The following is a 21,530-nucleotide window of genomic DNA, read 5'->3' as shown; positions in this document are numbered from 1 at the left end:
GCATACTTTTTGGGCTAGAGACAAAAAATTAAGTGGTCGGATAGCCATTTTTCATGCAAAAACATTATTTTATTTGTAAAATATTTGGCATTGTAAATAGTGTTATAAAGGGCAGGCACGCCCTAAGTTTTACGACAAAAATCATTCACCCTGAGCTTGTAGAAAGGTCAGCTTCCGTTATGGTTTGGCAGACTTGCCATGAACAGAGAGCGTAGCATTTTTTCATGTTGCAGAGTGTACATTGTAACAAATTGAGCTGATGATGGCAATTAAGATTTGGCTTTTTTAAGGGTAGGTTTCGGGTCGCTCAAACCCAACGCCCCACCTGCAATCGCCCACAGATACAGACTTGCTACCGAGTTGTACGGGGCAAATCGTCTTTGGTACTTGGCAAAGAATTTTGGTGTGATTTCACGATGACGGTACAACATTCTAAGCCCACGCACAATCGCCAAATCATGCTGACTTAACACGTCCATACGATTTAGACTAAAAATCATCAGCATTTGTGCCGTCCATTCGCCCACACCTTTAAAGGCAACAAGCACCTGTTTTATCTCGTCATCGCTCATCGTGTGCAGGCTATCCAAATCCAACTGATTGTCCAAAATATCGCACGCAATGCCCTGAATATAGTCCACCTTACGATACGATATACCAACCCCTTGCAAGTCATCAGGCGATAAGTTGGCAATGGCAGTCGGTGTGATGTCGGTTAAGTTCATTAAGCGTTGCCATACGGTGTGAGCGACGGAGTTAGAAATCTGCTGACCGATGATAGCCCGTATCAGCTCGCTAAAAATATCGGGATTGACAGGGCGGTTAATGTGTCCAATTTTGTCAATCGCCATTGCCATTTTGGGGCAACGACTGGCTAAATAATCGGTATGGGAGTTGTCGTATTGGAAAGTTTGCATGGAGTTTCTTTTTAAATCATTTAAACGCTATGTTAGCACAAATCTTTATTTGTCAGATATTTATCAATGGCAAGTTCAACGGTCTCTTTGGTAAAGGCTTGAATGGTTGGTACAACCGAGCCACGAGAACCACCAAAATTTAGCGTTTTAATGTCATATTTTTCAATAAAATCAATGAGATAATCAGATGCTATGTCCACCGAAAATGCCTTCATATCAATGAGTAAATATGGTTTATGCTGGCTGATACACGTTTTTAGGGTTAATTCTGTGCCACTTTTTGGGGTGATTTGGGCGTGGTAAATAATCACAGTCGCATCGCTGTCTATCACGTTTTGGCGAGTGCGTTTGCGATAGCCTGCACCCATTAGGGGCGTGAGTGGATATTTGTCATCAATGATACCGTCTTCGGCTCGCCTGTATTCGGGGCAATGTCCACCGCACGGCATACCACGAGATAACGCACCGTCCAACGCACCCCTATCCACGCCTGTTTGTCCGCCTGAGATGATTTTTGGAAAAGTCATAATGTTCCTTAAAAATTAACCGCCATTATCTCTAATAGCGGTTAATTGTAATACGAGCAAATTATAAATCTTGCAATTTATAAACATTAAACGGCAATGTTGTCTCATAGGCTTCACACACCGCACGCCCTGCGTTTAGCGTGGTTGCGATGAGCACCTTGTTTTGCAAGGCTTCACGGCGGATTGGGAAGGAGTCTTCTAACGCCTGTTTGCCTTCGGTGGTGTTAATGGCAAGATGAATCTGACCGTTTTTCATCATATCCACGATGTGCGGACGACCTTCGCTGACCTTATTGACACGCTCACATGCCACGCCAGCGTCCGTAAGCACGTCATGCGTACCGCCTGTGGCAACGATGTTAAAGCCAAAGCCTGCCAGACGTTTTGCCACGTCCACCACCCCTGCTTTATCGCTATCACGCACCGAGATAAAGGCGGTTTTGGTCTCGCCGTCTTGTGGTAAGCCTGTTAGTCTGTCGCCTGCCCCAAGCGTTGCCTTATAATATGCCTCGCCAAAGGTCTGACCCACGCCCATGACCTCGCCTGTGGATTTCATCTCAGGGCCCAAAATGGGGTCTACGCCTTGGAATTTGGCAAAGGGGAACACCGCTTCTTTGACCGAGAAGTGTTTTGGCACAATCTCGCTGACAAAGTTCTGCTCTGCCAACGTCTGCCCTGCCATACAGCGAGCGGCGACTTTTGCCAAAGACGTGCCGATGCATTTTGAGACAAATGGCACGGTACGGCTCGCGCGCGGGTTTACTTCTAGGATATAAATCTCATCGCCTTTTACGGCAAATTGTACGTTCATAAGACCGACCACGCCAAGCTCTTTTGCTATGGCGATGGTTTGTCGTCTCATCTCGTCTTGAATGTCTTGCCCTAGCGAATAAGGCGGAATGGAACATGCCGAGTCGCCTGAGTGAACACCTGCTTGCTCAATGTGTTGCATGATACCGCCAATCACCACGTCTTTGCCGTCCGATACGCAGTCTACGTCCACTTCAATGGCATCGTCCAAGAAACGGTCAAGCAGGACAGGAGCTTCGTTAGACGCTTGCACCGCCTCACGCAGGTAGCGTTTTAGTTCGTCTTCATTATAGACAATCTCCATGGCACGACCGCCAAGCACATAGGACGGACGCACAACCAACGGATAGCCGACTTTTACCGCCTCACGAATGCCTTCATCGGCCGATTTGACAATGCTGTTATTGGGCTGTCTTAGGTTTAGCTTGTTAATCATCTGCTGGAAACGCTCACGGTCTTCGGCACGGTCAATCGCATCAGGGCTTGTGCCGATGATAGGTACGCCTGCTTCTTCTAGGCTACGTGCAAGTTTCAAGGGCGTTTGTCCGCCATATTGCACAATCACGCCCTTAGGATTTTCGGTGCGGACGATTTCTAGCACGTCTTCTAGGGTAATCGGCTCAAAATACAAACGGTCTGACGTGTCGTAGTCGGTTGAGACGGTCTCTGGGTTGCAGTTTACCATAATGGTTTCATAGCCATCTTCACGCATGGCAAGGGCGGCATGAACACAGCAGTAGTCAAACTCAATGCCTTGTCCGATACGGTTTGGGCCTCCGCCGATGACCATGATTTTGTCTTTGTCGGTTGGGCGTGCCTCGCACTCATCATCATAGCTTGAATACATATAGGCAGTATTGGAAGCAAATTCGCCAGCACAAGTGTCCACTCGTTTATAAATCGGATATACGCCCAAACTCCAACGCTGTTTACGGAACTGCTTTTGGCTAATGCCCATAAGAGTGGCAATGCGTAAATCACTCATGCCTTTACGTTTAAAGGTGCGGATATTCTCGGCGGTCAAATCGCCAAAGCCTAGCGTTTTAATCTTGCTTTCGGTCTTAACAATATCTTCAATTTGCACCAAGAACCAACGGTCAATCTTGGTTAATTCAAACACTTCATCAACGCTAAATCCATGACGAAACGCTTCGGCAAGATAAAAAATGCGTTCAGGCGTGGCAATACTTAGGCGGTTTTTAATTTCAGAAACAATGGCGTTGGCGGATTTGCCTTCCAAATTCATCACTTCATCAAAGCCTGTCGCCCCTGTTTCAAGCCCACGCAGTGCCTTTTGCATGGATTCTTGGAAATTGCGACCGATTGCCATTACCTCCCCCACCGATTTCATTTGCGTGGTTAGCACAGGCTCGGCTTGTGGGAATTTTTCAAAGTTAAAGCGTGGGATTTTGGTCACGACATAGTCAATGGACGGCTCAAAAGACGCAGGGGTAACACCGCCTGTGATGTCATTTTTTAGCTCATCAAGCGTGTAGCCGACCGCCAATTTGGCAGCGATTTTGGCAATCGGAAAACCTGTCGCCTTAGACGCCAACGCTGACGAACGACTCACACGGGGGTTCATCTCAATGACGACCATGCGACCGTCTTTGGGATTGATACCAAACTGCACGTTTGAGCCACCTGTCTCCACGCCAATCTCACGCAAAACCGCGATAGACGCGTTACGCATCAGCTGATATTCTTTGTCGGTCAAGGTTTGAGCAGGGGCAACGGTGATTGAGTCGCCTGTATGCACGCCCATGGGGTCAAAGTTCTCAATAGAGCAGACGATGATACAGTTGTCGTTTTTGTCTCGCACGACTTCCATTTCGTACTCTTTCCAGCCGATAAGACTTTCGTCAATCAGTAGCTGATGAGTGGGCGACAAGTCAAAACCACGCTGACAAATTTCCAAAAACTCTTCTTTATTATAGGCAATGCCACCGCCCGAACCACCCATTGTAAAAGACGGACGGATAATCACAGGAAAACCAAAACGGGACTGGATTTCTAGGGCCTCATCCATGGTCTCGGCAATGTCGGCTTTGGGGCATTCAAGACCGATTTTTTTCATCGCCTTGTCAAATAGTTCACGGTCTTCGGCTTTTTCAATGGCTTCTTTGGTTGCCCCAATCAGCTCACATCCGTACTGTTTTAGCACGCCGTTTGCGTCCAGTGCCAACGCACAGTTCAATGCCGTCTGTCCGCCCATGGTAGGTAGCACCGCATCTGGGCGTTCTTTTTCAATGATTTTGGCAACGGTTTGCCAAGTAATCGGCTCAATGTAGGTCGCATCCGCCATTGACGGGTCGGTCATAATCGTGGCTGGGTTGGAATTGACCAAAATCACACGGTAGCCCTCTTCACGCAAGGCTTTGCACGCTTGTGCGCCTGAATAGTCAAATTCACACGCCTGACCAATGACGATTGGTCCTGCACCAATGATTAAAATGGATTTTATGTCGGTACGCTTTGGCATAGGGTTCTCTCTTCTTGCTTTGTTTGTGTTTATTGGTTAAAGGGTTTGATATTTGCCTCGTTTGATGTCTTGCCAAATGGGCTTGTGGCAGTTGTCAATGATTTGTTGCTGATAAACGGACATGGGATTGACAGGCGTGGACTTGTCAGCAGGTTCATAAGGGTTATTGGCTAATGATAGCCCCATAAGCTCCGCAAGCGGTTCGGTATCGCTATCATCACTGATGAGCCTGTCAAAGTCTCGCTCCATAAAGGGATAAATGCCAGCTGACTCTTCGGCAGATTGTTCTAATATCGCCAGTGCTGATTTGATTTTATCGGTCTCTTCGCCTGTTTTAAAATACGCTTCTAATTCATCGGCGTGTTTGCCCAATAACGCCATGTGTTTTTTGGTATAATGAAAATATTGCACGCGTTTGGGGTCGGTTAAATAAGCCAAATCACGCTCAAATTCATCAAGGCTGACTTGCCCAAAATAATGCGTTAAGCCTTTTTGTAGGGATTGATGATAGCTTTTTTTATTTAATTCGCTAATAATACATTGATTGACTTTTGGTGAAAAAATATCATAAACTTTGATTGCTTCTAAGGGCAGTTCGCTTAGGCTATCAACATCATGATAAGCATAGCCTTGCAACATATATAGAACATTCATTCGTGCAATGGCACTGGCAGGCAGGGTTGTTTCTATGGCTTGATATAATTGTGTTGTTTGCTTTTTATTGAGTGTCATGGCATGGCTAGTCATGGTAAGACATGATGATAAACATAATAATAAGCCGAGTGATTTTTTAAGCATAATAGTTCCTTTTCTATCATGATAAGCCATGAATAACCCACGATATTTTTACGAGCCAAAAAACGATTTTATTTAAGGGTTGGGTTAAATTTATCTTGCATAATTTTACATTTAAACTGTAAGGTGTGTATTACGCATCTATGGATTGCTATGCATCATACCCAATCTTTCATATTGATACTCTAAGCATTTATCTATTTGTTCTGCCATAGATTGAGTAAATTCAGAATCAAAAAATTTAATAAAATTCTGCGTATACTCATGACTAAATACTATGCCATCGCCTATCAATGCCTGTTCTTGATTTTTGATACTTTTATAACTAACCATTTTTGCATCTGCTCGTTCATCACTTGCGTATAATTTAAAAATATCTTTATATAGTTCATTTACTTTTAAGAGAATTTCACTGTCCAATATCTTTTTGTCATAAGCAATTGTTTGCTCGTCTGCTTGCGATAAATAATGAGCTATTGCTTGCGATAATGGTTTTCCATAAAATTTATTATCAATGGCATTTTGCATACAGATTGCATATTGTTTTTCCGTGACATCAATTTTAGGATAATCTTGACCATCAAGTTCCTGTATCATCACATTTTTCAAATAAGCCACATTAAAACCAATTTGATTTAATAATATTGGCATTTTATTTTCAATGCTATGATAAAATTTCTGATGTTGGGTAGGTTCTTGTGGTGCATTAGGGGTTGCACACGCTACCACTGGCAGACATAATAAAATTGCAATCAGTTTATTCATCTTTAAACCCCTGATTTGAACCTAAAATTCGGTGCGTTTACGCAACAAACGCACCTTAATTCTTACGCCTTAAACTTCTCAATCTCACTCACAAATCTATCAAACAATACGCTACAATCGTGCGGACCGGGGCTGGCTTCTGGGTGTCCTTGAAAGCTAAATGCAGGGCGGTCGGTACGCTCAATGCCTTGATTGGTGCCGTCAAACAGCGAGCGGTGCGTGGCTCGTAGCGTGGTAGGTAGGGTGGTTTCGTCCACACAAAAGCCGTGATTTTGCGAAGTAATCATCACCGTGCCATCGTCAAGATTTTGTACAGGGTGGTTGGCACCGTGATGACCGTGATTCATTTTTAGGGTTTTTGCTCCGCTTGCGAGTGCCAAAAGCTGATGACCCAAACAAATACCAAACACAGGAATTTTTGTCGTATCGCAAATGGTGCTGATAGCGTCAATCGCATAATCACACGCTGATGGGTCGCCAGGTCCATTAGATAAGAAAATACCATCAGGATTTAAGGCTAAAACTTGTTCGGCGGGGGTCTCGGCAGGAACAACGGTTAGCCTGCAACCCCTATCGGCAAGCATACGCAAAATGTTGGTTTTTACGCCATAATCATAGGCAACAACGTGGTATTTCAGCTCAGGCTCGGTAAAGCCCACGCCCAGCTCCCATGAGCCTTGTGTCCATGTAAAGCCATCTTTATCACAGCATTCTTTTGCCAAATCAAGTCCGTTCATATTGGGGACAGTTTTGGCAAGCTCTATCGCCTGCCCCACACTCACATCATCGCCAGCGACAATCGCCCCATTTTGAGCCCCTTTTTCACGTAAGATACGGGTAAGCTTACGGGTGTCAATATCGCCAATCGCCACAACATTGTGCTTGATAAGATACTCAGACAGCGACATCTGGCTTCTAAAATTACTATGAAGCAGTGGCAAATCACGGATAATCAGACCGCTTGCCCATACTTTGTGAATGCGTCCAGACTCAGTGTCTTCTTCGTTGCAGCCTGTGTTGCCGATGTGCGGATAGGTCAGCGTAACCATTTGTTTGGCGTAGCTTGGGTCGGTGAGAATCTCTTGGTAGCCTGTCATGGCGGTGTTAAAGACGACTTCACCGACCGTCTCACCGTCCGCCCCAATGCTAACACCGTGAAAAATAGTACCGTCTTGTAGGGCTAAAATGGCTTTTTTGGTCATGACACGCTCCGCTAAATAGATGATAAATATTATAAGAAATGTTATTGTTGGCAAATTTTAGACAAAATTTTTTGGCAAAACTGCCATAATCTAAAATATTAGACACAAAAAAGCGAATGATTAAAAATAAACTCAACTTTGCTCAAATAAGGGGCAAAAGTAAAGTTGTATTTTCATAATCACTCGCTTGTCGTACATTTTGATTATTATATACAAAAAAACAGCTTTTTTCTACCATTTTTTATCAAAAATTTTCGCCAAGCCACTCACTTGGTGTTTTGCCAATTTTCTTCACAAAGGCTCGTGTCAAAGAGGTGTTATGGCTATAACCCACTTTTTGGGCGACAACCGCCACAGGCAAGCCCTTTTTTAAAAGCATTTGGGCAAGGCTAATCCGCCAAGTGGTCAAATAATCACTGGGCGATATGCCCATCACTTCCTTAAAATAGTTGCCAAATTTGGCTTTGGACATAAACACCTTATCCGCCATCGTTTGTAAATCCCAAGCGTGGGTAGGGTTTTGATGAATGTCCAACAACAGCGGTGCAAGGGCGGTATCGGTCAAACCCCTTAATAGCCCCACTTTAATAAGTCCCTTTTCTAAGCATTCTCGCACCACCAAAATCAAAACATAACCACACAAATACGACATTAGTGCCTGATGACCGCATTTTGGCGACTGGCTTTCTGCAAAAATCTGCTGTGCCACCGTCATCAAATGGGGCATATCGTCCAAAAACAAAATGGCAATCTGCGTCAAATCATAAATGAGCGGATTTTGAATGTCTTGCCCAAAATCAAAACTGACACAAAACACCTGCAAATCATCGCTGGTAGGCTCAACACGGTGCAAACAGCCAGCGGGCGAAAACAGCACACAAGGACGGTCAATGACCATCGGTGCTTGCCCCTTTTGAATCAGGCGACAACTGCCTTGATAAATAAAGTGCAAATAGCCCTTATTGGCTTCGTCAAACTGCCCCATACGATACAGTAGCCCCAAAAAAACAGCTGTGTGCGAAAGGAAAATTGGGTAAATAAATGGGTTAAAGCGTCCATAAGCAAACTTTTAAACTTTTAAGAATTATTCTAACAAAAACCGCCTACAGCAACAACCAAATTGCATTTTGGTTAAATCATTGATGTGATTGGTTAAATTGATAAGGCAATAGAGGCGTATAATACGCCTAAGTTTGATAGGCTAGATTATCAAATGATTGATTTTATAACAACACCCAAAGGTGCAATATGTCAGAACAATTTAACAACGAACAAGAAAGCATTGATACCACTCGCCGTAGTGCCGCCAAAATCGCAATGAGTGCAGGCGTGCTTGGAGCAATGGGGCTTGGTAGCCTTGCCCACGCCGCTCCCAAAGCAAGCAAAACCGTTACCAAAAGCCCCTATGCCGAACCTGAGCAATACGGACTTGAACGCCCTGGTATGATAATTGACCCAAAACGAGTGGCGTTGGTGGTGGACCCACAAAACGACTTTTTAAGCCCAAATGGGGTAATGTGGGGCGTGCTAAAAGACAGCATCATTGAAAACAACACCGTTGAAAACACTGAAACGCTGTTTGAAGCCGCCAAAAAAGTGGATATGCCCGTCATCGTCTCGCCCCACTACTATTACCCAACTGACCACCAATGGGAGTTTATGGCACCAGGCGAAAACTTTATGCACAAAACCAATATGTTCGCTCGCAAAAGTGCATACAGTATGGACGGCTTTGAAGGCTCTGGAGCGGACTTTGTGGAACGCTATAAGCCTTATATTTTTGACGGCAAAACCACCATTTGCTCACCGCACAAAATCTTTGGCCCTGAAACCAGCGATGGGTGTTACAGCTTAGAAAACGCAAAATTGACCAAGTGATTTTGGCAGGTATGGCAGCCAACTTGTGCATTGAATCGCAATTGCGTGAGCTTGTAGAACAAGGCTTTGAAGTAACTGTGGTCAAAGATGCCATCGCAGGGCCTCGTATTCCAGAAGGTGATGGTTATTTGGCAGCTCTGGTAAACTTCCGTCTGATTGCCAATGACCCATGGATAACCAAAGAGACGGTCAAGAAAATGGGGGCGTGATTGCCTGTTTGAATTGACCTTAAAACCCTAAATTGGCATTCAAACCGTCTTTTGTGATACGGGCAAAAGGCGGTTTTGGCATTTATAATTTTAACGCAATAATCAACATACAATCCCTTAAAAGTTTGCACAATGAACACCGACAAGCAGATATTTTTGGGAAAAACGCCCCTGCCAGCGTCATTTTTCGCTATGCCACTTGGGCTTGGGACATTTGCTTTGGCTTGGCACCACACAAACAAAACATTTGCCTTTGGCGATATGATCAGTCAAACACTTGGCATATTGGCGATTGGGTGTTGGCTGTTGTTTTTGGGATTGTACCTACACAAAGCCCTCTATCATCGCAGACATTGGCTTGATGAGCTGTATTGCCCTGTTCGCTTTGCCTTTGTGGTGCTGATTTTTGTTAGTGGTATGATTGTGGGCGAGCTTTTGATGATTTGGCATTATGAGTTTTTGGGTAAATTATTGATTTGTTTGTGCATTGTTTTGCAACTGCTGTATGGCACTTGGCGGATTGCCACGCTTTGGCAAGGCGAAGAATTTAAGCAACAATCCACCCCACCGCCGTTTTATTTGCCAGCCGTTGCCAGCAATTTTACCAGTGCTGGTGCATTAAGTTTGCTTGGGCTAAATGACTGGGCAATGCTGTTTTTTGGGGCAGGATTGCTTGCTTGGCTGATGTTTGAACCTGTGCTGCTGCAACATCTTCGCACCCAAGAAATCCCCACCAAACTGCGAGCTACTTTTGGTATCATTTTAGCCCCCGCCTTTGTGGGGGTAAATGCCTATATCACCACGACAGGGCAAGTGGATATGGTCGCCAGAATGCTGATTGGTTATGGCATTTTGCAACTGCTGTTTTTGGCAAGGTTATTTACTTGGGTGTTGAAGGCAGGGGTTGGGGCAAGTTTGTGGAGCTTTTCGTTTGGCTTAGCATCAATGGCAAGCGTTGGCATTGCCCTGTATCAGCACAATGTATTATCGTCTTTGGGTGTGATGATGTTTGTTTTTGCCAACATTGCCCTGATTGCCCTGCTTATTTTGGCAGTGTTTAGATTGGTGCAGGGTAAGTATTTTGGGATTATAAACTCATCAACTTAACCAAAATTAGCCATATTGATTTAACAAATTATCAAAATTAGCACTTGTCATCACCCCAATCTCATCAGCCGATTTGCCAAAAATATCGCCCAAAGCCCTTGCTACATATGGCACAAAAGACGGCTCATTATCCCGCCCACGTTTTGGCACAGGGGCAAGATAGGGGCTGTCGGTCTCTATTAAAATTCGGTCAAGGGGCAACTTTTTGGCAACTTCTTGCAGTTCCACCGACTTTTTAAAACTGACAATGCCAGAAAATGAAATATAAAGCCCCATATCAAGGCAGGTTTTGGCAAAGGCATAATCTTCGGTAAAACAGTGGATAATGCCGTGTTCGCACTTTTCAGCCTTTAGTAGGTCAAGCGTGTCGTGATAGGCACTGCGGGTGTGGACGATGATGGGCTTTTTTAGGGTTTGGCTTGCGTGAATGTGCGTGGCAAAGCTATGTTTTTGCTCAGCTTTCTTGGTGTTGTCCCAATGATAATCAAGCCCTGTTTCGCCAAATGCCCATACCTTGTCGTCATTTAACCGCACAAAATTGTCCACGCTCACCGCCTTTAAAATCGCCTTGTCTTGGCAAGGATGCAAGCCGATACTCATGCCGATGTTGATGTCGTTATTGGATAAATCTACCCACTGTCTGATGTCGTCAATCTCGCCAAATTCACAGCAAATTGCCATGATACGGCTTACGTTCATCTCTTTTAGATTGGCAAGTAGGGCAGGTTTGTCGTGTTGGTAAGTGTCTAAATAGGTCAAATGGGCGTGGGTGTCGGTGTACATATTGCTGTTCTTGTTTATTGATGACTGTTTGATTGCTTAAAATGGTGAGTGGTTAAAATTGGTTTGTGATAAAAGGGTTGGGTTTGTGCTAGGTGCATGACGAGCTGTTTGCTAAAACCGACCGTATTGGCAGGAGTGCAAATGTGGCATGGTAGGTCAAAAACTCAACGAGAAAAACCAATGGCTCAGTCGGGTCTTTGTTTTGGTGTCAGGCTTGGTATCTAGCTTTTCACCCAGCTCAAATCCTCGTCAGGTCGCCCTGTGGTGATAATACAGCCATTATCAGTAACGATGAGCGTATGCTCCCATTGGGCGGAGAGTTTGCGGTCTTTGGTGATGGCCGTCCAGCCATCTTTCATGATTTTGGTTTGCCATACGCCTTGGTTAATCATCGGCTCAATGGTCAGTGCCATGCCGGTTTTTAGCTCCACGCCTGTCCCTGCTTTGCCGTAGTGTAGTACTTGGGGTTCGCAGTGGAACTCCGTGCCAATGCCATGACCACAAAACTCACGCACGATAGAAAACCGCTCGGGTAGGACAATCTTTTCAATCTCCGCCCCGATGTCGCCAAGCCTTGCTCCGTTTTTGACCACGCTGATACCAGCATACAGAGCGTCTTGGGCGACTTTACATAGGCGGTTTGCCATGACTGAGCCTTCGCCGATAATCCACATGGCGGACGTGTCGCCATAGTAGCCGTCTTTGATGACCGTTACGTCAATGTTGATGATGTCGCCGTCCTTTAAGATACGCTCGTGGTCGGGCATACCATGGCACACCACATGGTTGATAGACGTGCATAGGGTGTAGGGGTAGCCGTGGTAGTTTAGGCAAGCAGGAATGGCGTTTTGGACTTCGGTGATGTGTTTGTACGCCAAATCATCCAAAAAGCCCGTGCTTACCCCTGCCTTGACGTGAGGGTCTAGCATTTGTAGGACTTCACTGGCAAGTTGTCCTGCCACTTTCATCTTTTCAATGCCGTCTTTGTTTAATAGGGGGATAACTTTACTCATGGGATTCTCTTTTTCATTTGTTTAAATTTATAAAATCAGTAATCATTGGAATCAGTACTAACAGGCATATCCACAGGCTCGCCTTGCGTTGGGGTGGAGTGGGGTGGGGTGGGGGATTTTTCGGGCAGATATAACGCCCCTTTTTGTCCGCATGCGGTTAGGGTGAGTGCCAATGCTAGGCTAAATAACAAGATTTTCATCATAAAATTACAAAATAATAAAAGGTTATTTTAACATAATTTTGCCAAAATCGCTTGATTTGTACAAACTCAGCATGACAAACTTTTTGCTTTTTAAAGGATAATAATTTGTCATGATAAGTTGTCGTCTTTTCAAGTAAAATATTTCTCTTTATTATGAACTGTCCACACCATGACTACCGATTGTTGTTTTAAAACCACCGCCAAATACGCCTTTACCCAGAGCTTGCCCATTTTGTCGGGCTTTTTGTTTTTGGGCATGGCATACGGGGTGTATATGCACTCGCTCGGCTTTTCGCCATGGTATCCCATCATTATGGCGGTACTGATTTTTGCAGGGTCGGTGGAGTTTATCGTGGCGGGGCTACTTATCATGGCGTTTAACCCGTCATCGGTGTTTTTGCTTGTGGCAATGATTAGTGCCAGACAGATTTTTTATGCCATTTCTATGTTGGATAAATTTCGGGGCATTACAGGGTGGAAACGCTGGTATCTCATCGCAGGCATGGTGGACGAGAGCTTTGCCATTAACTACACCGCCGACACGGACAAGACAGGCGTCGATAAGGCGTGGTTTATGGTGTTAGTTATGCTGTTTTTGCACATTTATTGGGTAACGGGATCGGCACTGGGGGCGGTCATGGGGGTGGTGTTGCCCTTTGATTTGAAGGGAGCGGAATTTGCGATGACGGCACTGTTTTTGGTGATTTTTTTGGAGCAATGGGGTGGGGAGGTCACGCACGAAAGCTCACTACTTGGCATTGGCATGACGGCGTTGGCGTTGGTGGTGTTTGGCAAGACAAATTTTTTAATCCCTGCCATGCTTGGCATTTTGGTGTATTTGACCGTTAGACGCTCGGCACTACATGACAAATTGACCAATAAGGTGGCAAAATGACCCTAAACGAACAACTTTTGACCATTGCCACTGCCATTGTTGCTGTTCAGCTGTGCCGTTGGGTGGCGTTTTGGGCGTTTCCTGCTCACAAGAAAGTGCCTGATTTTGTGCAATATTTGGGCAAGGCGTTGCCGTCCGCGGTGTTTGGACTGCTTGTGGTGTATTGCTATAAAAACGTGGATATTTTGGGGCAATATCATGGCATGGCGGAGTTTATCGCAGGGGCGGTGGTCGTGGGGCTACACCTATGGCGAAAAAATATGTTTATCTCCATTGGTGTGGGGACGATTTTGTATATGATATTGGTGCAAAAGGTTTTTGTGTGAAAAAGTATGTGAAAAAACGTTTGTGAAAAAATTGTGATAATTGTATTTTTAAATGGTAAATGGCTGGGGTGTTTAGTTACCCTCAGCCAATAAACATCAACAAATATCGCTACCCACAAAACATCGGTCGTGACAGGATGGTATTAAGCACGTTGAATGCCATCATATATCACAGCATGGGCTTAGTCACTGCCAACACCAAAATCCCCACATAGGCGATACCTGCAATCACCATACCCGCCTTTTTTTGACTCAGTAGCGGAGCCCGCAAAGCCTTGATATTGGCAGAGATTGCCACAGCCAACAGCATAATCTTGACAACCGCCCAATACCGCCTGCGAAAATCAGCCCTGTTTGATATAAAAACAGCCCAATGGTAATTACAACCATGAGTAAATGCAAGTGTTTCATAAGACGACCTTAGTAAGTTGTGTTGTTTGTGTTATCTGCGGCGACTGGCAAAGCTCATTATTCGTATAAGACTTCAACAATCTCATACTCTGCCAAACCACTTGGGGTCTGGATTTTGGCTTCATCACCTTCTGACTTACCAATCAAGCCTTTGGCGATGGGACTGCCGACCGAGATTTTGCCAACTTTGACATCCGCTTCATCTTCGCCCACAATTTTGTAGCGTTTTTGGTCGCCCGAATCCACGTCTTCGATGACCACGGTCACACCAAACACCACACGTCCGTCTTGAGGTAGGGTGGTTGGGTCAATGACCTGAGCCCCGCCAAGTTTTGCTTCGATGTCACGAATACGTGCTTCGGACAGCCCTTGCTGTTCCCGAGCGGCATGGTATTCGGCATTTTCTTTTAGGTCGCCATGTTCACGAGCTTCGGCAATGGCAGCGGTAATGCGTGGACGCTCCACGGTTTTTAGCTGTTTTAATTCTGCTTCTAGGGCGGCGTGTCCTTGTGGGGTCATGGGATAGCGTTGCATGGTCTCTCCTGATAATTGTCAATACATAGCTAAAAACACCACGCCGATTGGGGTGGTGTTTGTCATCTGTAATTGGCTTTTTGCCAAATTGTTAGCTTGCCATTATACCAAAAATAGCCAGTAATTGCAACTGTTTTAACGCCAATACCTAAGTTTTGCCATCATAAACAGCAGTCCCACAAACATCCCCAGATAATACGCCATCCGCACATCAAAGCTGTTGTCTCGGTATTTGATGGGCAGACTGACAAGGGCTGTACAGCTTGGGATTAACACAAGGTATAGCACCCAGTTTTCTAGGACGTGAAGTATGCCTTGCATGGTGTTGCCATTGCCATAACGATAAGCAGACAGACTCATAAGCATGATGACGATGATAAGGGTCAAAATCAAGCCTTTGGGAATATCTTTGGGGACAAGGCTGTCAGGTAAAATGTTGCTTATTTTAAAATCTGCCATCAGCTATACCGCCCCATAATCGTCAAAATCGCCACAACAGATGTAAGATACCCAAGCGTGATGGCGTTCTGGGTTTGGATATTTGCCCCGTTAAATTTGTTTAAAATTTTTGCCCCACCGACAAACAAGGCTGGCACAACAATCATAAAAAACGACACCATCACAGACGCATGACGTACCACCGCCCCCACGTCATGCCCTGCCAACAAGCGAAAACCGTATCCTGCCAACGCAAGTACAAGGACAAAAACAGCAAGCCCAATGGTTACACCAATGGGGACAAGGCTTGGGGGTTTTGGACTTAGGGATTTGGGATTGGTGTTTAATTCTGACATAGATTTACCGTACCATCATTTAGCCAAATCGGACTTGGCAAGCTCATCACGCATTTTGTCAATGACCATTTTATAATCATCTTTACCAAAAATCGCCGAACCTGCCACGAACATATCCACGCCAGCATCCGCAATCGCACGGATATTGTCAGGATTGACACCGCCGTCAATCTCCAAGCGAATGTCAAGCCCACGCTCATCTATCATACGGCGAACTGCACGCACTTTATCAAGTGTGCCATCAATGAACTTCTGGCCGCCAAAACCAGGATTGACACTCATGATAAGAATCTGATCAAGTTTATCGATGGTATAATCCAAGTAGTGCAGTGGCGTGGCAGGGTTAAACACCAGTCCGCACTTGATGCCACCATCCTTGATAAGCTGTAAACTTCTGTCAATATGCTCCGATGCCTCTGGGTGGAACGTGATAATATCCGCCCCTGCCTTGATAAATTCTTCAATCATTCTATCGACAGGCTTTACCATCAGATGCACATCAATCGGCGCGGTAATGCCGTAGTCTTTTAAGGCACGGCAGACCATCGCCCCAAAAGTCAAATTTGGCACATAGTGGTTGTCCATGACATCAAAATGCACCACGTCCGCCCCTGCGTCTAGTACGGCTTTTGTGTCATCGCCCAAACGGGCAAAATCGGCTGATAAAATGGACGGAGCGATGAGAAATGGTTTTTGGGGTAGAATTTTCATATTAGATAATAAAGTTAAAATTTGGCTTATGATAGCAGATTTTTACTTATTTTAAAAATAAAAAACAAGCCAAAACATCTGCTTTGACTTGTCTTAAACATTTTGCCATGATTATTTTTGCTGATAGGCTAGCTTCACACCTGCGATAAAGCCATCATTATCATCAAATTCACCCACTTTTACACCATTAGGCAACTGAGCGGTAGCATTACCAAATTTCAGGTATTTGCCACCCACCGATACCGACCATTCTGGGGTAACGTTATATTTGGCCCCAAGTCCTAGGCTATAATAACCTTTGATGGGTCCAAGCGTACTAACAGGATTGCCTGCTCCACTGTCATAGCCGACACTGCCCGATACAGCAAGTTTATCATTAAGTTTCTTACCCAAACCAACTTCGGCCGACCATTGGTCTTTGTCATAACTGATGATTGGTAATCCACTTAACTGTGTATATCTCGTTGGGCGAATGTCAAAATCCGACCATGGTACATAACGCACTTTGGCAGTCAAAAGTGTGGTTGGGTTGACACCAGTTTGAAAGTCTAGATTCCAAGACTCAGGCAAAGTTACACTAAACGGCAAAGAACTATTGGCATTTTGCCGTAAAAGAGTCGCAGTTGGAAACACCTCAGCAATATTACTCTCATGTTCAGTCTCAGAGCGATAGGTAAGAGCTGCTTTTAGAGCAATTTCAGGCTTGTGGTAAGCAACCCCTGCCACCCAACCTGTCGTGGTATCGGTACTAATTTTAGCATCATATCCTGTGGCTCTTTGATAAGCATTGCCACGTAAATGAACCTCGCCAGTTAGGCGTTGCAAAGCAGGGCCACCGTAAACTTGAAAGTTTTTATTTTGACCTAATTTTGCCCCCATCAATAAGGTGGCATTTTGGGTGCGAATCTCTACATTGGTACCCTGACCTTGCTGACCTGCCAAAGCTGGGAACATTGCCTGAGAGGCACCCACCAACTGACCTAAACTTGCAGCTTGTGCCTGTGCTTGCGTCAATTGCGTTTGTAAGGCGGTTGTATCTCCACCTGCTGCCTGCACATTAGCAATGGCTGTCTGCAGTTGCGTAATGCCTTGCTGAGCCTGAGCCAAACCCGCTTGTGCCTCAGTAACAGACCCAACCTTACCTTCCGATAAAACAGCAACAATATCATCTGCACCTTTGGAGACAAAATTGTTATCACCACCATACTGTACCGCTGCACCCCATGGCTCATCATAGAGTACGCCCACGCTAAACGTGTCGTTAATGTCCGCTTTCACACCAAAGCGAGCAAAGTCATAGGCTTCGGCGATATCCCCTGTTGAGCGTCCACTGATATCCTTGCCTGACACATCAGCATCGATATAGGTATAAACCACCTCACCATAGGTGCCATCTTGTAAAAATGCCGTGATGTCCTGCCCAGAACGGTCAAGACCTGCCGCGTTTGCCACGCCAACTGCACCGATGGATGCAATCGCTACTGCTAAATGTTTGTAGTTAAACATAGAGCCACTCCAATGATTACCATAAAATTTCCGTATGTCGCACATACCGCCTAGAAATTTGGTTAAAACTTCATACAACTGTTTTTACAATCGTATAACAAACGTTTTAACAAATGTTTCATCGCTACATATTAAAACAAAATAAACACGAACGCAATAGCAAAAATCGCACAAAATCACTATTTTTTGCCGTTTTATCAGAAATTTTTGTAATTATGGATAAAATATTACAAATAAGAATAATTATTATAAATTAAATACCGTTTTTTATTTTACCTACTCAATAATGTGGTGGTCTGTCTGCGAGTAAATCAAATGGAGCAATGCCGTCATCATCACGACTTTCTAAGAATTTATACAAGAGCTTTAATTGGTCTTGTAAGTCCTTTAATGTTTTATCTTGGTGGGCGATGACATCATTTAGGGTATCTACCGTATTTTCAAGATAGGCGATTTTGATTTGCAAATCGGTAATATCAGCGTGGGTGGCGGTCATTTTATTTTCCCCTTTAAGGTGTAAAATTTGCTATAATTGCCCCATTTTATCATTGAAAATCCGTATTGAAAATAAATTATGGCACTCATTCATCTAAAAAATATCTCCCTTGCCTTTGGCGTCGCCCCCATTTTAGACCATGTTAATTTTAGCCTTGATGCAGGCGAGCGGGTGTGTCTCATCGGACGAAATGGCGAAGGCAAATCCACGCTCTTTAAGCTCATTGACGGCACGCAAACCCCTGATGACGGCGAGATTATCATCGCAGACGGCTTGCGTGTTGCGATGCTTGCCCAAGACGTGCCAAGCGATGACGGCACTTTGCTTGACATTGTCATGAATGGCGATGAAAAAGTGGCAACCCTGCTTCGCCAATACCACGACCTATCGGACAAATGCACAGCGGGCGACATGACCGCCTGCGAGCGTATGACGGACGTGCAACATGAGATTGATGCTTTGCACGGCTGGGAGCTAGAACGGGGTGCCCGCACCTTGCTTGACAACATGGGGCTAAATCCCACAGGCCGCCTTGCCGACTTATCAGGCGGACGAAAACGCCGTGTCCTACTCGCTCGGGCGTTGGTGGTTAAGCCTGATGTGTTGCTACTTGATGAGCCGACCAACCATTTGGACGTGGAGAGTATTGATTGGCTAGAAAACTACCTGCTCGGGCAAAATTTGACCGTGCTGTTTATCACGCACGACCGCAAATTTGTGGACAATCTTGCCACTCGCATTGTGGAATTGGATAGGGGTAAACTCTCCACTTATGACGTAACGCAAGGGGTTAAGGGCTATGCTCGTTATCAAGAATTAAAGGAATTGGAGCTTGCCAGCGAAGCCAAATCCTTTGAAGAATTTGACAAAAAACTTGCCCAAGAAGAAGTTTGGATTCGCCAAGGCATTAAGGCAAGGCGTACTCGCAACGAAGGGCGTGTGCGCGCGTTAAAGGCACTTCGTGAAGAGCGAAAGCAGCGTCGTGATGTGGTGGGGAGCGTCTCACTCACCCAAAACGTATCCGAAAAATCAGGAAAAATCGTCTGTGAAGTCAAGGACTTAAGCCTGCAATATGACGGCAAAATACTGGTCAAAAACTTCTCAACCCTGCTCATGCGTGGCGATAAAGTTGGCATCATCGGCAATAATGGCGTGGGCAAAACGACCCTAATCCGCACCGTGCTTGGGCTTGATGACTCTGCCAAAGTAGGCGGTACAGTCAAGCTTGGTACGAACCTAAATATCGCCTTTTTTGACCAATTAAAAGACCAATTAGACTTTGATAAATCCGTTGCCGAAAACGTCTCCGAAGGCTCGGACTATGTGGACGTGGGCGGAAGACGCACGCACATTTTGGGGTATTTGCAGGACTTTTTGTTCACGCCAAACCGTGCCAGAACGCCTGTCAAGGCTCTATCAGGGGGCGAAAAAGCCCGAGTACTGCTCGCCAAAAATTTGCTAAAACCTGCCAATGTCTTGGTGCTTGATGAGCCGACTAATGACCTTGACATGGCAACTTTGGAGCTTTTGGAGGAATTTGTTGCAGGCTTTGACGGTACGATTTTGCTTATCAGCCACGACCGCGCCTTTATGGACAACGTGGTAACGCAGACGTGGGTATTTGGTACGGACAAGGACGGTCATGGCGTGATTGACGAATATGTGGGTGGTTATCAAGATTATCTCACCCAAAAAGCACGGAGTGAACCAACCAAACTCAAAGCGGATAAAGTTGAAAAATCAGAAACAATCAAAGCCGACAAACCAAAATCCGACACGTCCAAGCCTGAGCAAAAACGCAAACTCTCCTATAAAGAACAGCGTGAATTGGAAAGCCTGCCCAATGAAATTGCCGAACTTGAAAACGAGCAAAGCGAGCTAAATGACAAACTGGTGGACGGTTCGCTATTCGTTAGCGATTTGGCATTGGCAACCCAATACAGTGAACGACTTGGGGAGATTGATGGGATTTTAATGGAGAAGTTGGAGCGTTGGGACGAATTGGAAAATTTGGTAAAATAAACACAGGCAAAAAACAATGAGCAACAAAAACTGCTGTGGGGGTAATTGCCACACCGATAACCAAGCCCCACAATCAAATAACCCACAAATTGACATTAAAAAAATGCCCGATTTGACCGCCACGCACAAACAAACGAGCGTGGCGGATAAAGCTGTATTCCAATGGGAATTTTTATTGCCAAAATATTGGGGAATTTGGTTTTCGTTAATGATATTTTTACCGCTTATTTATTTGCCTTTGCGTATACAGTTTTGGCTTGGCAGAAAAATTGGCGAATTGGCATATATACTTATCAAAAGACGGGTCAAAGATACACTCACCAATCTAACTTTGGCATTCCCTGATAAATCTGATGATGAAAAAGTACTAATCGCTAAACAAGTTTTTGTCAATCAAGGCATTGGTATTTTTGAGACGCTAAACGCATGGTTTCACCCCAATGTCTTTAAACGCACGTTTAGCATTTCAGGATTACAGCATTTAATCACCGCCCAAAAAGAAAATAAAGCCGTGATATTATTGGGTGGGCATTTTACGACATTAGATTTGGGTGGGCGGTTATGTACGCAGTTTTTCCCTGCCGATTGTATGTACCGCAAACAAAACAACCCACTTTTGGAGTGGTTTATTTATAATGGTCGCCGTCATATTTTTGACGAACAAATCAACAGCCGTGATATGAAAAAACTCATCAGTCGGATTAAAGACGGCAAAGTGATATGGTATAGCCCTGACCAAGATTTTGGCTTGGAGCATGGGGTTATGGCGACATTTTTTGGTGTGCCGTCTGCAACCATTACCGCCCAAAGGCGATTTGCCAGCACGAATAAAAAAAATCCGCCTATGTTTATTGCCTTTGACATGATTCGCCAAACGCCTGATAATATCCCCAAAGGCAAACGTCCGCATTATCATATCAGCCTATCGCCTGTCATTGACAATTACCCTAGCGATGATGAGGTGGCGGACGCACAGCGTATTAATGATATGATAGAACATAACATTAAAAAAGACATTACCCAATGGATGTGGTTTCATCGGCGGTTTAAAACACAGGCGGATGGGATGGATTATTATGGTTAAACTTATTTTTAAAGAAAATTTTTAGAAAATTTGCTATAATTTACGTTCATTTTGATAAGG

24 protein-coding genes are annotated in these 21,530 nt (G+C 44.8%); 7 read left to right on the top strand and 17 right to left on the bottom strand.

From position 1 onward, the window contains the following. Positions 1 to 269: 269 nt before the first annotated feature. The 7 genes from B0182_RS03515 to B0182_RS03485 all read right to left on the bottom strand — a co-directional run bounded on the left by B0182_RS03515 (position 270) and on the right by B0182_RS03485 (position 8,501). Entirely contained in the window at positions 270 to 917 is a 648-nt protein-coding gene (locus B0182_RS03515; RefSeq protein WP_078273613.1) for a DNA-3-methyladenine glycosylase family protein, read from the bottom strand. A gap of 32 nt (positions 918 to 949) precedes the next feature. Continuing rightward, positions 950 to 1,444 carry a putative molybdenum carrier protein gene (locus B0182_RS03510; protein ID WP_078273612.1) on the bottom strand — a complete coding sequence of 165 codons (495 nt, stop codon included), beginning with the start codon at positions 1,442 to 1,444 and terminating at the stop codon, positions 950 to 952. A gap of 61 nt (positions 1,445 to 1,505) precedes the next feature. Then, entirely contained in the window at positions 1,506 to 4,736 is a 3,231-nt protein-coding gene (gene carB, locus B0182_RS03505; protein WP_078273611.1) for a carbamoyl-phosphate synthase large subunit, read from the bottom strand. A 36-nt stretch (positions 4,737 to 4,772) separates the two neighbouring features. Then, positions 4,773 to 5,534 carry a hypothetical protein gene (locus tag B0182_RS03500; RefSeq protein WP_078273610.1) on the bottom strand — a complete coding sequence of 254 codons (762 nt, stop codon included), beginning with the start codon at positions 5,532 to 5,534 and terminating at the stop codon, positions 4,773 to 4,775. A gap of 138 nt (positions 5,535 to 5,672) precedes the next feature. After that, entirely contained in the window at positions 5,673 to 6,296 is a 624-nt protein-coding gene (locus tag B0182_RS03495; protein WP_078273609.1) for a hypothetical protein, read from the bottom strand. A 62-nt stretch (positions 6,297 to 6,358) separates the two neighbouring features. Beyond that, on the bottom strand, positions 6,359 to 7,498 hold the full coding sequence (gene carA, locus B0182_RS03490; protein WP_078273608.1) for a glutamine-hydrolyzing carbamoyl-phosphate synthase small subunit: 1,140 nt from the start codon (positions 7,496 to 7,498) through the stop codon (positions 6,359 to 6,361). Positions 7,499 to 7,742: 244 nt separating this feature from the next. Continuing rightward, entirely contained in the window at positions 7,743 to 8,501 is a 759-nt protein-coding gene (locus tag B0182_RS03485; RefSeq protein WP_208624041.1) for a helix-turn-helix transcriptional regulator, read from the bottom strand. A 245-nt stretch (positions 8,502 to 8,746) separates the two neighbouring features. Here B0182_RS03485 and B0182_RS15105 point away from each other — a divergent pair, with 245 nt between their 5' ends. From B0182_RS15105 to B0182_RS03475, 3 genes are all read left to right on the top strand, one after another. Further along, a complete protein-coding gene (locus tag B0182_RS15105; RefSeq protein ID WP_264675920.1) occupies positions 8,747 to 9,376 on the top strand; it encodes an isochorismatase family protein in 630 nt (209 codons plus the stop codon). Then, positions 9,340 to 9,585, top strand: a complete 246-nt coding sequence (locus B0182_RS15100; protein WP_280522574.1) for a cysteine hydrolase family protein — start codon at positions 9,340 to 9,342, stop codon at positions 9,583 to 9,585. The genes B0182_RS15105 and B0182_RS15100 overlap by 37 nt, the downstream gene beginning before the upstream one ends. 132 nt (positions 9,586 to 9,717) lie before the next feature. Beyond that, positions 9,718 to 10,692, top strand: a complete 975-nt coding sequence (locus tag B0182_RS03475) for an SLAC1 family transporter (protein WP_078273607.1) — start codon at positions 9,718 to 9,720, stop codon at positions 10,690 to 10,692. Positions 10,693 to 10,698: 6 nt separating this feature from the next. Here B0182_RS03475 and B0182_RS03470 read toward each other — a convergent pair whose 3' ends face one another. The 3 genes from B0182_RS03470 to lptM form a co-directional block, all read right to left on the bottom strand. Further along, positions 10,699 to 11,475 (bottom strand): TatD family hydrolase, encoded by a 777-nt coding sequence (locus tag B0182_RS03470; RefSeq protein ID WP_078273606.1) that lies wholly within the window; start codon positions 11,473 to 11,475, stop codon positions 10,699 to 10,701. A gap of 221 nt (positions 11,476 to 11,696) precedes the next feature. Next, the gene (map, locus tag B0182_RS03465) at positions 11,697 to 12,488 is read right to left on the bottom strand and encodes a type I methionyl aminopeptidase (protein ID WP_065256371.1); all 792 of its coding nucleotides are present in this window, start codon (positions 12,486 to 12,488) and stop codon (positions 11,697 to 11,699) included. A 35-nt stretch (positions 12,489 to 12,523) separates the two neighbouring features. Then, positions 12,524 to 12,691: an LPS translocon maturation chaperone LptM gene (lptM, locus tag B0182_RS03460; protein WP_078273605.1), complete on the bottom strand. Its 168-nt coding sequence runs from the start codon at positions 12,689 to 12,691 to the stop codon at positions 12,524 to 12,526. A 169-nt stretch (positions 12,692 to 12,860) separates the two neighbouring features. Between lptM and B0182_RS03455 the strand changes: the two genes are divergently transcribed. Next, complete coding sequence (locus tag B0182_RS03455; protein ID WP_078273604.1) at positions 12,861 to 13,586, top strand: AzlC family ABC transporter permease; 726 nt, start codon at positions 12,861 to 12,863, stop codon at positions 13,584 to 13,586. After that, entirely contained in the window at positions 13,583 to 13,912 is a 330-nt protein-coding gene (locus tag B0182_RS03450) for a branched-chain amino acid transporter permease (protein ID WP_065256373.1), read from the top strand. Before B0182_RS03455 ends, B0182_RS03450 begins: the two co-directional genes overlap by 4 nt. Before the next feature lie 169 nt (positions 13,913 to 14,081). Here the strand turns inward: B0182_RS03450 and B0182_RS15095 are convergent, their stop codons facing one another. The 7 genes from B0182_RS15095 to B0182_RS03415 form a co-directional block, all read right to left on the bottom strand. Then, entirely contained in the window at positions 14,082 to 14,210 is a 129-nt protein-coding gene (locus B0182_RS15095; RefSeq protein WP_264675918.1) for a hypothetical protein, read from the bottom strand. A 170-nt stretch (positions 14,211 to 14,380) separates the two neighbouring features. After that, entirely contained in the window at positions 14,381 to 14,857 is a 477-nt protein-coding gene (gene greA, locus B0182_RS03440) for a transcription elongation factor GreA (RefSeq protein ID WP_065256375.1), read from the bottom strand. A 135-nt stretch (positions 14,858 to 14,992) separates the two neighbouring features. Beyond that, positions 14,993 to 15,316: a hypothetical protein gene (locus B0182_RS03435; protein ID WP_078273603.1), complete on the bottom strand. Its 324-nt coding sequence runs from the start codon at positions 15,314 to 15,316 to the stop codon at positions 14,993 to 14,995. Beyond that, on the bottom strand, positions 15,316 to 15,651 hold the full coding sequence (locus B0182_RS03430; protein WP_078273602.1) for a hypothetical protein: 336 nt from the start codon (positions 15,649 to 15,651) through the stop codon (positions 15,316 to 15,318). The genes B0182_RS03435 and B0182_RS03430 overlap by 1 nt, the downstream gene beginning before the upstream one ends. Positions 15,652 to 15,666: 15 nt before the next feature. Then, positions 15,667 to 16,362, bottom strand: coding sequence for a ribulose-phosphate 3-epimerase (rpe, locus tag B0182_RS03425; RefSeq protein WP_078273601.1), 696 nt, complete (start codon positions 16,360 to 16,362; stop codon positions 15,667 to 15,669). A gap of 111 nt (positions 16,363 to 16,473) precedes the next feature. After that, positions 16,474 to 17,868, bottom strand: coding sequence for an outer membrane protein transport protein (locus B0182_RS03420; protein WP_078273600.1), 1,395 nt, complete (start codon positions 17,866 to 17,868; stop codon positions 16,474 to 16,476). A gap of 280 nt (positions 17,869 to 18,148) precedes the next feature. Next, positions 18,149 to 18,364 (bottom strand): SlyX family protein, encoded by a 216-nt coding sequence (locus B0182_RS03415; protein ID WP_078273599.1) that lies wholly within the window; start codon positions 18,362 to 18,364, stop codon positions 18,149 to 18,151. A gap of 78 nt (positions 18,365 to 18,442) precedes the next feature. On the opposite strand from B0182_RS03415, the gene B0182_RS03410 reads away from it, so the two are divergent. Both B0182_RS03410 and B0182_RS03405 read left to right on the top strand, forming a co-directional pair. Further along, the gene (locus B0182_RS03410; protein ID WP_078273598.1) at positions 18,443 to 20,386 is read left to right on the top strand and encodes an ATP-binding cassette domain-containing protein; all 1,944 of its coding nucleotides are present in this window, start codon (positions 18,443 to 18,445) and stop codon (positions 20,384 to 20,386) included. 103 nt (positions 20,387 to 20,489) lie between these two features. Then, positions 20,490 to 21,470 carry an LpxL/LpxP family acyltransferase gene (locus B0182_RS03405; RefSeq protein WP_244893639.1) on the top strand — a complete coding sequence of 327 codons (981 nt, stop codon included), beginning with the start codon at positions 20,490 to 20,492 and terminating at the stop codon, positions 21,468 to 21,470. Positions 21,471 to 21,530 lie beyond the last annotated feature (60 nt).

Origin of the sequence: Moraxella bovis, from assembly GCF_002014975.1 — a bacterium.
Classification (GTDB): domain Bacteria; phylum Pseudomonadota; class Gammaproteobacteria; order Pseudomonadales; family Moraxellaceae; genus Moraxella; species Moraxella bovis.
The sequence above is the reverse complement of the archived record's forward strand: the minus strand, read 5'-3'. Positions and strand labels throughout refer to the sequence as shown.